The sequence below is a fragment of the Bacteroides sp. MSK.18.37 genome (assembly GCF_019129155.2).
GTDB lineage: Bacteria > Bacteroidota > Bacteroidia > Bacteroidales > Bacteroidaceae > Bacteroides > Bacteroides ovatus.
In genome coordinates this window covers 3,957,109-3,971,387 of sequence record NZ_JAHOIB020000001.1, presented here as the reverse complement: position 1 = coordinate 3,971,387, position 14,279 = coordinate 3,957,109, and the positions used below count along the sequence as shown (strand labels likewise).

Genomic DNA, 14,279 nt, shown 5'->3' with positions numbered 1-14,279 from the left:
TTAATCAATCCTCGCCCAATACGAAATCGTGCTTTTCCGGATAACTGAAAGTATTGTCTATCATCCAACGACCTTTATAAATCTTAGCTCCGTCCATCTTGAAGAGTTCTTCTCCCTTCTCATTTACAAGTCCTTCAGCCCACCACTCTTCAGTCGGTTTCAGCATCAAGATTCCGTCAGGTCCGTTACAGATGCTTTTTATATCAGCTATATTGTAGACTTTCTCACAAGTCGGTTCGGCAGAATCATTAGTCGTAGCGTCGGTAACTCCTGTCAAATCAAACTTATAGACAGCCGAAGCAGCTGTAAGCCATAATTTATCTTCTTCACCATATACCGGAAACAAATCATGTCCGCCCGATTCATTGCTAAATGTATAAAGGGTAGTCTGATTTATTAACTTAGGATTGCTACGATTGCCATCATACTTAAAACGGAATAATGCAGTAACTCCCTCTTTTTTGGTAGCTGTAGCATAAAGATAGGACCTTTTCTTATCCCAAACTACATTATGCGCATTACCCAACTTCACCGTATTAGCCTTCGCTCCCAATACCTTAACCGTGTCAACCACAAAGGTATTGATTTCGCCGTTCTTAGATTCTGCCGTCACAATATTTCCATCGGGTAATACCTCCGCAGAGTGAGGATTCTGTCCGCAATTTGCATAGAACATTAATTTATGGTCCGACAAACGGATTAAAGCCACAGCTCCGCCGGAGGCAGTCATCAAGATATAGCGTCTATTGAAAACAGGTTTCACTTCACTCGGATTGACAAACCAACCCTGTTGGGCAGCAGGAACACAAGCCGTATAAGGGTCCCAACTCCAAATATTACGATGTGTCTCCGCATCCCTGATGACGATAGCCCGTCTGGATTGCTCCGCCAGTACATAAGCCTTTTCCGGAAGTTGAAAGATTTGATCTTTTACTACAGGAGCGGCATCATCATCGGAACATGCTCCCAAAGCTATATTAAATCCTAAGAGGATTGCGAATAAACTAAACTTCTTCATGGTCATAACTATTTTAATTCTAAATATTCAATTTGTCTTTTTAATGTTTCCGTTAATCTATTGAACCGATTTTGTATCATAATAATCGATCAATGAATGAACTGCAAGATTTACCTGTCGCATCTGCGACAGAAAAGATGTATAAGGCTCGTATTCGATGGAGACTATTCCTTTATTAGAAGCTTTTCCGTTAGAATCGTAGCCGTCATTATATTCAAAGTGTACCCACCCCACACAATTTCGGGTTTCCAGCAAACGCAGGCAGAAGTTCTGATAAAACTCACCTCTATTTTTCTGTGTATGCACCAGCCATCCACCTCCTTCGGTATTGGCATATCCAGTTCCCTGATAACTGGCATCTTCTGCTTTCGTATAGAATTCCGAAACTAAAAAAGGTTTCGTTCCACACCAAACTTTCAGGTTTGCCAAGAAATCTGCTTCCGGTTGCCAACGGGCATAATAATTGATAGAAACAAGATCACAATAACGAACACAAGCTTCCACCACTTTCTGATTGTATTTACTCCAGTCATGCAGCCGTGTTCCCAATATCAAATGCTCTTTATCATATCGTCTGACGGTAGCGGTAGCCAACTGATAATAAGATTCGGCAACCATCCCCCGAAAGTCTTCCTGATTTTTCTTGGTGATCGCTCCGGCAGAAGCTATACCGTTATCCCGCATGAACTTTTCTGCATACTCACGAGCTGCTTTATAGCGTTCGGGTAAGGACAAGAAATGTTTCAGATCAATTCCTCGCAAAGGGTCAGTATTCTGATAACTGGCAAACGGCAATTCATTGTCAAGATAGAAACCTATAAAATGCCGGTCACCGGCAAATAAAGCTGACTTCTCTTGTACGAGATGATCTATGTACGTAGCAAATGTCGGTTCGAAAAGAAGAACGAGACGATTATACTTGTCATCATCAAACGCGTAGCCCAAATTCTTGCTCATATCCCACATAAAGGTACGGAGCAGATACAGATTTTCTGCATAAGCAATCTTTTGCGTCTTAGGCGTCAACAAGTTAGCACGTACTGCAGCAGGAAATACTTCAATACGGTTCGAGCCATACGAAATATAGTTTATATGATTGTCTGCCAACAGTTTGCCTGTCTCTTCACTCCATCGCGCCTCACTACCGTATCGAGTACCGAAAGCCTTCTTATGAGCAGTAGATTCTCCCGGACGAACATGCTGAATTCCATGAATGATAACAGCTCCATTATCCGGATCGAGCAAATAAGAACGGCCTCTACAATTAGCCACTCGGAAAAAACCCTCTTTTCCAACCACAGATGAAGGTTGTAAACCAATTCGTCCTCCCCATGCAGTCCGGCTATAATCCGAAGATGGAGTATACCAATTCATATTATCAATGGTACGTGTTTCCCTTGAATCTGCCGTTGTCCATGCCTGGAAAGTTCCGTTCTGCCACTTCCGGTATTCTACGTTCAGAAAAGTATATTCATCTTTTTCCGAAGAAGTATCTCCTCCTTCCGGTTTCAAAGGTTCTATTTCGTTGGAAGAGGAGGAACAACTAAGCGTCAACTGCATCAGTCCGACCAAAGATAAAAAGAGGAAATACCTATATATTATATGTTTTCTCATATTACTTTCAGCTACTGCACATTATTACTTAACCAACGTATTTGTTATCAATCGCATCTTTCGTATACTCTATCTACTGTTCACCGGGATAGCTGTTAATAACTCTCGCGTCGGCTATTAATAGAAAAGTTATCCTCCACTAGGAGAGAACTTCCTTCCTCCTTGTTGCAAACTTCTTTTATCCTTATTATAAACTATAAACGCAAGCTTTGTTTTTATAATTGCAAGTTTTGTTTTTATAAACGCAACTTGCATTTATAAAAACGTAAGCTTCGTTTATAGTTTGTATCGGACAGAGAGCAACTTTACTCCCAATGAAAGGGAAGTTTAGTCTTAATAGAAAAGAAGTTTTCTATTAAGACTTCAGGCGGTAGGTAATACTACCCTGCTTACTTCTTCTTAGGGAATTTGATTTCAACAGTTAATACACGAGCTTGCGTATTGACGCTGTTTAAAGCTCCCTCACCGTAAGAAGGTGTTATATCCATAATTTTCATCACACCTATTCTATCTGCACCAGCGGTAGAAGCCGACGCTGTTTTAAAAGCAATGATATCTCCCACAGCTATAGGTTTTACAAATTTTGCAGTTATCATGCTACCTGGAATTTTAGATGAAATAGAAGTTACTGTTGCATTATTATAGTCAAAATCAGTAAGTTTAAGTAACAAAGTGGTATTCTTTACACTTGCCGAATTCAAATTCGCACTAGAACCTTTAAAATCACTTTGTTTCTCTCCATTTATCGGATACAACCGAGGCTCTGATTCTGTTTTCGATCCTTTTCCCATACAGAAAAAGCACAAGTCCACATTTTTGGCATTGTCCGCACTTTCCAAAGCATAGTCGACAGAATACGTTTTCATGTCATTTAATGACAACAAACCATAGACACCCGGATAGTTATTATGACCAGTATTCGCCAAAGGCTGACTAGCTATATTGAGAGTTACGACTTCCATATTTACATATACATTGACAATACCTTCCGTTTCCTTTCCAATTCGTCCGTCAGAAACAACCACTTTTATCTGTGAAGTAGCTTCCGTCAAACTTATTTCTGCCAAATAATCCAAGTTTAACTCACCATTTTTCTTTTCATTCAAAACTTGCCTTTCTTTTCCATTCTCAATAAGATAGATCGTCACTTCACGAATTCCACGCACAGACTCTGCTTTTATAGGAACTGATAATTTGACATCAGTAGTTCCCGACATTGGTTCAGACGGCAAAATCAATACAGGTTTCGGAACGGTTTTATATTCCACAGGTAAAGTTGAGATAGTCACATTATCATATATGTCTATGGCTTTTACCTTAAAGCCTTTGTCTCCCTCTTTGTAATCAACCATCTCGTCATACGTGAATTCCTTTTCACCTCCCAATTCTGCAGAACCTTTCAGTTCCTGTCCAATCTCGGAAACTAGATATGCTTCTACTTTCTTCAAACCAGCTTCCGAAACAATTTTAAAAGTGGTACGAGGCATTACCGGATTCTCATCCATCTCATCATATACAATCTCTTCCGGATCGAATGTAATGACAGGACGTGCCATTACATCGGTAACAGCAATTGGTAAAGTCCCACTCGTAACATGATTCAGTTTATCCGTAGCTTCAATGATAAAAGCTTCATAATTTGCATTGTACTCCAAGTTTTCAGACAAGCTGTAAGAGTTGGGGTTAAAAAAGTCGGTTACAGTTTTATATTCTGTCACTCCCTCTACCGTCTGCAATTTCATTGTCACGCTCTGAAGCCCTGCCTGTGATTTAATAACAGCCACTACCGGCAGATTGTCTACTTTATTCAAATCAACGTCCAGCTGCTCCATAGGAAAATTAATCACAGGAGCTGCTGCATTAGGATCCAGTCCATCATTATCGTCGCCACAGGCAGCAAAGCCCAAGCAAAGTCCTAATATTAATAAGGTATATATTTTACGAATCATAATTAGTTCTCTTTTTAATTAACTGTGGTTATTTGGAATATTTGCAATAGTTCTCAAATATATGAATCACACCGTTTGTCGGCAGAATATTGCTAGTCTTAGCTTGCCGTTGCGGAGATTTTCCGTTGCTTCCGGTCTGATTCACCAGAATCTTACCTACTGCAGCCTGCCATGGATTTTTCCATACAGACATTGTCATCAATCCAGTCTCACCTTTCAGCATAGTCAAGACGAACATCGGTTCAACCTGCAACTGCCCATAAGAACTATATTCTCCATCTACAATATGATAAAGCAACATATTCTTCACCTTTTCTTTATCACAATCTGTAATGGAAGCTACACCTGCAAATTCATTCTCCCGATAAAGCTGCATACCAGCATTATTCAAAGCCAGAAAAGTATATTTATTATCAGTCTGTGTATAATAGTCCTTCAAACCTGTATACTCGATAGCTGCTATCAACTCCGAGAACATATCTTTGTGATCCTGAAAATATTCCCATGCTGTCACTTTTACATACGGATCATCCACCGAAGGCTCATAATCATAGTTCTTTTGCAAGTCCAGGTCACAACCGGTCAATGCCAAAATTGTCCAACAAAAGAAAAGAGTCTTATATAATATTGTCTTTTTCATTGCTTCTACCTTTTTAGTTGTTAGTATTACCATAATACGTATTCTGCACAATCTTCGGATTTTCCAAGATATGTGAATAATGGATCGGGAAAAGTTCATTGCCGTCCTGCTCCATACCGTTAATAGGTTTCATCACTTCCTTCCACTTTCCGGTACGCAACAAATCAAACCAACGGCGTCCTTCACCGGCTAACTCCACCTGACGTTCACGCAAGATATAATTGACTACCTCTTCTTCTGAAGCAAAATCATTTTCAGTCAGTGTATTCAATCCGGCACGGTCACGTACAGTTTTTACTAAATCCAAAGCTTCCCCCCATTTTCCCTGATGAGCACGAGCTTCAGCTTGCAACAACATCATATCTGTGTAACGATAGATTGGATAGGCTACTTCGCATGTCTTATTCAAAGAGTTACTGATGTCACCTGCCATATATTTACGCAATTCATTTCCATTTTGGTAATTCTTCACTGTATAATCTTTACGTAAATCACCTTTCATATCCTTTTCATCAAAGATACTCATAAACTTATCAGACATGACTGCCGCACGATTCCCTGAACCGGAAAACCATTGATACATATAACTGTAACCATTCGTGCCGACTTCATCCATATTGAAATGAACAAGGAAAATAAACTCTCTGGAGTTATACTCATCATTTTCCGGTGTATCATCGGAAGGTTTATTAGTCAGCTCTTCCGTAAACATAGTATGCCAAGTAGCAATGCTAGGTTCGAAGTCTACAAAACGACCGCCTTTTTTGGAAGCAATAGTTGCCATCTTATCGATGGTCTGGTCAGCCAGATTATATTCTTTAGTCCACATATAAGCATCCGCCATGATGGCCCATACGCCACAGATAGAAATGCGTTTACGTTCGTAATTCTTGTTACGGTTTATCAGTCCTTCCGCTTTCTTCAGGTCCGGAAGAATGACATGTTCCAAAATGTAGTTTTTATCCGTACGCTCTTTGTAGATGGCCTCCGAATACTTTTCAGTAGGTTCTATAAACAAAGGTACGTCTCCCCAAACACGGATAGCATAGAAGTAGGCCAAAGCACGCAATGCATAAGCTTGTCCGAGATAGTCATTTCGGTCTGCCACATCAGGCATACTGATATTAGGAATATATTTAATAGCCAGATTTGTCTGGTTAATCATCTGATACAGAGTCGTCCACTTTGCGCATTTCTCGTCCGTAGACATCAGGTTGTTGATAACACGTGCCTGATCGGCCATTACCGGTGCTCCGGGAGCTACATTATCCGAACGGAACTCACCCCAATAGAAATAGTTCTCCCGTAAAGTGGAACGTAACAATCCATAGATTTCATTTATACCTGCCTTAGCGTCACGGGCAGTCTGCCACATGTCACCTGCCGGAATTTCACTTACCGGTTCCTCATTCAGAAAGTCTGAACAGCTATTCAATGATAGAGCCAGGCATACAGCTCCAACAAAATATTTTATATTCTTCATACGATATCTTCAATTAAAAGTTTGCAGAAAAACCAATACCATATTCTCTCTTTCTCGGATAACGGTAAGAGTCTTTACCTACCTGCAGAGGATTGTTGGTAGAGAATTCAGGATCGAATCCCGAATAGTTGGTCCATGTCAAGGCGTTGTTTACAAAAGCGTAGATATTTATATTCTTCAACATCAGCTTCTTTATCCAGTTTTCAGGAAGATCGTATGCTACACGTATGTTCTGCAAACGAATAAATGAAGCATCTTCCAGATAGAACGAGTTACCCATACGGGCATTGTTGTAATCATCATTATACGGACGCGGATAGATTGCCTGGTCACCCGGATGCAACCACATATTATGGATGACTTCCGGTGAAGGAGTAGTTCCGGTGTATTTGAACATATTACGATTATGTTCGGCTGCATTATAAATCTGTCCTCCCAATGAATAATAGAATCCTAAGTATAAACTCAAATTCTTCCAAGTCACCGTTGTATTCAAACCACCAGTTACATCAGGCATGGCATTACCGATCACCATACGGTCATTATCATCAATCACACCATCACGGGCTCCTTCCGGTTCCTCCCAGTTGTAATCTCCACCACGGAACGGTTTGCCGTTCGGCAACGTCTTCTGACGAATATTACCTGTATATTCTTTTCCATCCAACAAATATTTGTACTGAAATACACCATTCTCAAACACCGGAGTCAGTTGTTCCCATTTATCAGTGAAAGCATTCGATTCGTCGTATGCAAAGACACCGGCGCTTTTAAATCCGTAGAAGTCACCCACACGGCCACCTTCCTGCATCCACCAGATATCACCTTCCATATATGCCTTACCTTCAGACAGCTTCTCAATACGGTTGATGTTTCTGGAGATATTGAAAGAAGCATTCCACTTCCAGTCCTTCGTGCGGATAATATCACCGGTAACAGCTATTTCAAAGCCTCGGTTACTCATTTCACCGACATTGGTTTTCATATATGCAAAACCAGATTCTTTAGGCAATTGGTAGTTTGCCAGCAAACCGTCTGTATATTTATCGTAATAATCGGCAGTGACTGTCAAACGGCTATTCCAGAAATTCAAGTCCAGACCAAGGTTGAATTGTTTAGTTTCCTCCCATTTCAGATTGTCTTTACCGATACGAGTCGGAATAACGCCACCCACTCCGTCATAAATAGAATTCGGAGAATAAGAGTAGATATAGTCGTAATTGCCGATTGCTTCGTTACCCGTGATACCGAAACTTGCACGGATCTTACCATCTTCGAGAAACTTTTTCGAAAATTTCATGAATTTCTCATCCGAGAAGCGCCATCCCACAGATACGGAAGGGAAATTACCCCATTTGTTCTCTTTGGCAAAACGAGAAGAACCGTCACGACGCATAATGGCATTGAGCAAATATCTTCCTTTATAATCATAAGTCACACGGGCAAAAATGGAAGCCATAGAGTGATTGCTTAATGTGGAGCCTGTAGATGACAAATCCAGGTTTGCAGCAAAAGCATTCATTGTATAGATAAAATCTGTAGACGAGTTTATCCCCACAAATGTTTCGTTTTCATAACGCCACTGCTGTGCACTAACACCTACCATGGCCGTAAAATTATGATCTTTTATTTTGCGTGCATAAGTAAGGATGTCTTCATTCATCCAGTTCCAGTTCAGGTAATTATAAGAATAACCTTTATTCTGTTTCTGCCATTCATCGGTGATAAGACTCGGTTCGAGTTTTTTGCGTTTATCCAGATAGAAGTTGGCATTAATATTAGCTCTAAACTTCAAATACTTGTTGAATTTGATTTCAAAGAACTGGAAGAAGTTAGCCTTATAAGAATCAGTAAAGTCGGTGGTATAATTGACCTGCGCAATAGGGTTCTTCTGACCGTTAAACACTCCGACCAAAGAGCCATCCGGATAATAAGTATTGAAATAAGGACGACGAGTCAACACTGCGCTCAATAAAGTACCTTCATTCAGACCTTTCTTTTTAGAATAAGTCAAAGAAATACGGCTACCCATATTCATCCAGTCTGTCGGTGAATAATCGGAGTTGATACGAGTATTTAATCTCTGGAAACCTGTATTGGAAATAATACCTTTCTCATTATAATAACCGGTATTGATGAAATATTTCAGTTTCTTTGTACCACCACCTACACTGATATCCACCTGATCTTTTTGTGCAGTGCTTGTAATCATGTCCAGATAATCGTTATCCACATTAAAGAAAGAGTTCAACGGATCATTCAGTATATCACTACTTTCATCCGGATTACCTCCGCCGTATGTTTCAAAATACTCTTTACGATACTGGTCGTACAACAAACGTTCTTTACGGTTTGCTTGTGGAACCTTGTGAGACAATGTACCCCACGAGTGATTATACTTGATATCAATACGAGCTTTACCTTCCTGCCCACTTTTGGTAGTGATAATAATCACACCGTTCGCCGAACGGGAACCGTAGATAGCTGCAGAAGCGGCATCCTTCAAAATCTCCATAGAAGTAATATCATTGGTATTGATACCATCGATACTTTCCAAAGGAACACCATCTACAATATAAAGAGGAGTCACACCTTCGGCAGAGAACGTGGAAGTACCACGAATTTTGATAGAAGAAGATTCACCGGGCTGTCCGGAACCGGACACCACCTGTACACCGGCAGTAGTACCTTGCAGTGCTTCAAAAACATTAGTAGCCATTTTTTGCTCAATGGCCTCGCTTGAGATGGAAGTAATAGCTCCTGTTACATCACGCTTTTTCATCGTACCGTAACCCACCACCACTACTTCGTCCAATAACTTAGAGTTCTCTTCAAGCGTAATATTCATTGTTTTATCTTTCACTACCACATCTTTAGGGGTATATCCCATGAATGATACAGTCAAAGTAACTCCCTTCTTCGAAACATTCAATGAGAAATTACCATCTAAATCTGTAATTGTTCCATTAGATGTTCCCTTTTCCATCACATTGGCGCCAGGCAAAGGAAATCCTGTTTTATCCACAATAACTCCCTTCACTGCAAACCCGCCTTGAGCATAAGCCGGATTGACAAGGAAAAAGAGACTCAAGGAAATCAAAAGGAACGACTGAAGCAACCGCACTTTTGTCCTACTCTGCAAATTTTTCATAACTAGAATAAAATTAAATTGGTTAATTATCAAGGTTTTACTCACTACTTAATTAATTGGGAAAAATATATTGATTCTCTCCAATAAGATGCTATCTTTTATTTACTACATGGATATTTGTCTTTCATAATACTACACAATAATTATTATATTAGAATAAAGATTACACAGCACCCGGTCTACCAAATAAAAGTGTGTGCGGACACACCTAACCAAAGAAAACTCAAGTACAAGCTGGCATTATCCAACGCCACAAAAGTATCGCATTTGAATATATTGCACCCTATCGAATTGTTCGTTTTATCTAGTCTAAAAATTCAGATGACTTATTTTAATCACTTCACAGAGGGTTCGGAGGAGGTATTATGAGCTTTTCGGTATTGCGTAGGAGCAATATCAAAAAGTTCTTTAAAGCATTTATTGAAGTATTGAGGATTTCCAAATCCTAACCGGTAAGCAATATCCGATATATTCATTTCCGGAGAATTCTGCAGAAAATATGCCGCTTTTTTCAGACGCAGATTCATGATAAAATTATTTGGCGTACTTCCCGTGATACCTTTTATCTTCTGGAATAAGACAGTACGTCCCACCCCCATCTCACGTGAGAAGACATCTACACTGAATTCGGGATTTTCCATATTATCTTCCACTACCTGCGTCGCTTGTTCGATAAACCTCTGATCGAGTTCATTCGTTGCAATCTTCTCCGCTTTGCTATCCAGCTGATGGGCATATTTATTCTGTAAAAGTCTGCGGGTATTAATCAGATTATTGCATTGCATCACCAGCCGCCGCATATTAAACGGCTTCACCACATAAATATCCGCTCCAATTCTCAATCCTTCCAACTCACGTTCGGGCGCACTAAGGGCAGTCAGAAGAACGACAGGGATATGACAAGTTTCAATATTGTTCTTAATTTTGGCACACAATTCCGTTCCGGGCATTCCGGGCATCATAATATCCGAAATAACCAGATCAGGTTGCATCATCTTTACTTTCTCATACCCTTCCTCACCATCACTTGCAGTTTCAACCGTGTACAATGGAGAAAAGATATCTACAAGGATATTTCTGATTTCTTCATTATCATCAATAACCAACAGCTTGCAGTCAGTAGTCCCACTCTCACTTTGAGCCGTCTGTACCTCCTTAACCAATAGTTCTTTATCTTCCGAATAATAAATATATTCCTTATCCTGCTCCGGTTCAATCCGGGAAACAGAAGAATCAAAGTGAGCATCTCCTTTCTTCAGAGTGACCTTAAAGCATGAACCTTTCCCCAACTGGCTTTCTACAGTTATATCTCCCTGATGAGCTTTCACAATTCCCTGACTTAAAGCCAGCCCGATACCCGTTCCTCCATACTGTCCGATATTCTCGGCCTGATAGAACCGCTCGAATATCTTCACGTAATCTTCCTCGGATATTCCTGCCCCATTGTCTGAAACGGAAAACATACATTCATCCGCTCCATCAGCCAATTCCATACTGATACTTCCACCGTCTGAAGTATATTTAAAAGCATTCGACAGCAGGTTATTAACCACTTTCTGCAATTGCATACGATCTCCCCACACGAGGCATTGCTCACAGTCAGCATGCAAAACAAACGAAATATTCCTGTTAGCTGCCAATTCTTTGAACAATACATAATGCTCTTTGAGTAAAGAATATAAATCAAATTGAGAAACTTTCAGTTTCAAAAGTCCCTGCTCCTGTTTCCGGAAATCAAGCAACTCCGTTATCAATGATTTCAGGTTACCGGCATTTTTATGTATATTCAGTAATTTCGAATAAGCATACGTAGACAACTTACCGGAATTCAACAACAGATCAACCTGCCCCAGGATAAGGGTAATAGGGGTTCTGATTTCATGTGAGATATTAGTGAAGAAACGCAGTTTAGATTGGTTCATTTCTTCAATATATTGTTTCTCACGAAGTTCAAAATCCAATGATGTTTTCAAGAACAGTCGAATTCTATATTCTCTCACCACAAAGAATAGAATCGTCAGAATCACACATACATAAATTGTATAGGCCCACCAGGTGGCATAAAAAGGTGGTGTGATCGTTATATGAAGAGATCTGATTACTTCCGGAAAGTTCTTCAATCTGATCTCAAAAACATAATCGCCCGGAGATATATTTGTATAGGTAATGTCATTCCCCAAACGATTCTCACTCCATTCGTCATTAGAACCTATCAACCGGTATTCTACCTCACCACCGCCAATGTGCAGAAAGTTGTCTGTCGAGAAACCGATAGAAAACACATTCTGCAAATAATTCAATTTAATCCGGTCGGTATAGGCAAAGGACTTATTTAGGATGCCGGTTTGATCGCCTGTGATAATCTCTTTATTATTGACATACAAATGAGCCAACTCCAAATCATATATTTTCGGAGGATAGGACAAACTACTTTCACGAATGGCAACCAGTCCGGTAGCTCCTCCCATATAAATATCATGATTGCGGGATACATGCATGGATTTCCTATTAACAAGAGTCAGCGGAAATCCTGTTTTAGAATTGAAGTTTATCACTTTCCCGTCTTTCTGTTCTAACACAGACAATCCATGTCCGGTACCAATCAATAAATTCCCGGAAGGAGTTTCACCCAATACTCTGATATTTTCTCCCGACAATACGCTTTCAGGAGTATGCAAACGAAACAATCGATCTTTCTTATCCAACAAGAAAAGCCCGTTGCCATGTGTTCCGACCCAAATGTTTCCCCTTCGATCTTCATAGATAACATTGACCAACTCTTTTTGAGATCTGACCCGTTTCTTCAGACTTATCCTATAGGTTTCAAACCGCTTTTCATCAATCACATAGGCTACACAACCGTCGTCGGCAGCAAACCATAATCTGTTTTTCGAATCAAGCAATAGGGTGTTATAATTATGTGTAAACAGTTCCTTCTGATGAAACAACACCTCGGATTTCAAGGTCTGTTTATCCAAACTCACAATAGCGGATGTTGTCCCGACATACAATTCACGAGGAGTATCCGCCAAGGCAAACAGGGCTTCTCCTACACTTTCTTCTCCAAGCGGTTCGAGATTATAGATATCATTCCGATAGTTATTAAGATGAAAACAATTCACCTTATTGGTAAAGTCGGCTGCAATCCATAAGCAATTATTAGCCTCATCAAAAACAACATCTTTCAGGTAGTCCGTACTGAAATGATATCCCGTATGCGCATTAAAATGCTTGAACTTTCCCTGTTCCGGTTGATATAAATCTAATCCCCCTCCTTCCGTACAAATCCAGATATTTCCGACTTTATCTTCTGCCATAGCACCGACCACCGGAAAAGACAATCCGGTGTCCGAAGCATGATAATGCACAAAATGCTGATATTCCGGAGAGAAGAAGTTTACCCCTCCCCAATAAGTCCCCACCCAAACAGTTCCTTGTTTGTCGGTATAAAGAGACGTCACCGAACGATTGGACATAGCACCCACCCGGTTAGGATCAGCCTGATAATGGAATATTTTCCCGGTAGCCACTTCAATCTTACTCAATCCACTTCTGTAGCCTACCCATATATTCCCTTCCAAATCCTGACATAACGCTCTCGCCATATCGTCCCGAACCGTGTAAACACTCTTATCATTATATTCATAGTGATGTATGATCGTACCTTGAGGTGAAAAACAGAAAACGCCCTGATCCTGCGAACCAATCCAGATATTCTGGTCGTTACTTTTTATCAGTTTCATCACTTTAATTCCGGGCAAGTGAAGTGACATCGATCCGCAAGTATCTACACGCATCACCCCACCCTCTTTCAAAGCAATCCAGAGACTTCCTTCGGAACCTTCCACCATCGTCGGGCCACTATCCGGCAGCTGCAAATCGGCATACATCGGTTTCAAGAGGCGGGTATTCTTATCGTATAAGAACAGTTTCCCTCCTTCTGCAATCCACACTCCCGTCTTTCCTTTGGCAAGAGTGGAGGGAGAAGTCACCGGAAGAATATAATATTTTTCTGTTTCAAGGTCGAACTGGAAAAGTCCGGTAGAGGTCAACAGGAAAAGACTTCCCTGACCGTCTTCCACCATTTGAGTCACATATAAATTACCATAACTGATAGAGTCGTTATGAAAGTGGTTGAAGACTTTGATGTGATTGCCATCGAAACAATTCAGCCCGTCCAAAGTGGCAATCCATATACGCGATTTCTCATCCTGGCAAATATCGCTCACCGTTATTTGCGACAATCCATCTTCCACACCCAATGTTCTGAACTTGTATTCCTGTGACCGGAGTGGAAATACAAATCCAAAAAGAGATAGCAGAATAAAAAAATGGATCTTAGATAGTCTTTGTTCGCGCATATCAAGAATGATGGTTTATAGCACACATTAATCTCGTCACAAAAGTAACAGTTTTTATGATAT

7 protein-coding genes are annotated in these 14,279 nt (G+C 40.3%); all 7 read right to left on the bottom strand.

What is annotated here, in order from left to right; genetic code table 11:
• Nucleotides 1-4: 4 nt before the first annotated feature.
• Nucleotides 5-1,018: a DUF6528 family protein gene (locus KSX81_RS15340; RefSeq protein WP_115483825.1), complete on the bottom strand. Its 1,014-nt coding sequence runs from the start codon at nt 1,016-1,018 to the stop codon at nt 5-7.
• 57 nt (nt 1,019-1,075) lie between these two features.
• Nucleotides 1,076-2,632, bottom strand: coding sequence for a hypothetical protein (locus KSX81_RS15335; protein WP_115483800.1), 1,557 nt, complete (start codon nt 2,630-2,632; stop codon nt 1,076-1,078).
• Between the two features lie 389 nt (nt 2,633-3,021).
• Nucleotides 3,022-4,581, bottom strand: coding sequence for a hypothetical protein (locus tag KSX81_RS15330; RefSeq protein ID WP_115483799.1), 1,560 nt, complete (start codon nt 4,579-4,581; stop codon nt 3,022-3,024).
• 28 nt (nt 4,582-4,609) lie between these two features.
• The gene (locus KSX81_RS15325; RefSeq protein ID WP_004310456.1) at nt 4,610-5,221 is read right to left on the bottom strand and encodes a fasciclin domain-containing protein; all 612 of its coding nucleotides are present in this window, start codon (nt 5,219-5,221) and stop codon (nt 4,610-4,612) included.
• A 13-nt stretch (nt 5,222-5,234) separates the two neighbouring features.
• Nucleotides 5,235-6,704, bottom strand: coding sequence for a RagB/SusD family nutrient uptake outer membrane protein (locus KSX81_RS15320; RefSeq protein WP_115483798.1), 1,470 nt, complete (start codon nt 6,702-6,704; stop codon nt 5,235-5,237).
• A gap of 13 nt (nt 6,705-6,717) precedes the next feature.
• Nucleotides 6,718-9,855: a SusC/RagA family TonB-linked outer membrane protein gene (locus KSX81_RS15315; protein ID WP_004322162.1), complete on the bottom strand. Its 3,138-nt coding sequence runs from the start codon at nt 9,853-9,855 to the stop codon at nt 6,718-6,720.
• 335 nt (nt 9,856-10,190) lie between these two features.
• A complete protein-coding gene (locus tag KSX81_RS15310) occupies nt 10,191-14,216 on the bottom strand; it encodes an ATP-binding protein (protein WP_217725408.1) in 4,026 nt (1,341 codons plus the stop codon).
• Between the last annotated feature and the right edge of the window lie 63 nt (nt 14,217-14,279).

Bases quoted from the DNA above. Each gene is read 5' to 3' on its own strand.
- KSX81_RS15315 (WP_004322162.1), bottom strand. From the start codon at position 9,855: ATGAAAAATTTGCAGAGTAGGACAAAAGTGCGGTTGCTTCAGTCGTTC.
- KSX81_RS15325 (WP_004310456.1), bottom strand. From the start codon at position 5,221: ATGAAAAAGACAATATTATATAAGACTCTTTTCTTTTGTTGGACAATT.
- KSX81_RS15320 (WP_115483798.1), bottom strand. From the start codon at position 6,704: ATGAAGAATATAAAATATTTTGTTGGAGCTGTATGCCTGGCTCTATCA.
- KSX81_RS15310 (WP_217725408.1), bottom strand. From the start codon at position 14,216: ATGCGCGAACAAAGACTATCTAAGATCCATTTTTTTATTCTGCTATCT.
- KSX81_RS15340 (WP_115483825.1), bottom strand. From the start codon at position 1,018: ATGAAGAAGTTTAGTTTATTCGCAATCCTCTTAGGATTTAATATAGCT.
- KSX81_RS15330 (WP_115483799.1), bottom strand. From the start codon at position 4,581: ATGATTCGTAAAATATATACCTTATTAATATTAGGACTTTGCTTGGGC.
- KSX81_RS15335 (WP_115483800.1), bottom strand. From the start codon at position 2,632: ATGAGAAAACATATAATATATAGGTATTTCCTCTTTTTATCTTTGGTC.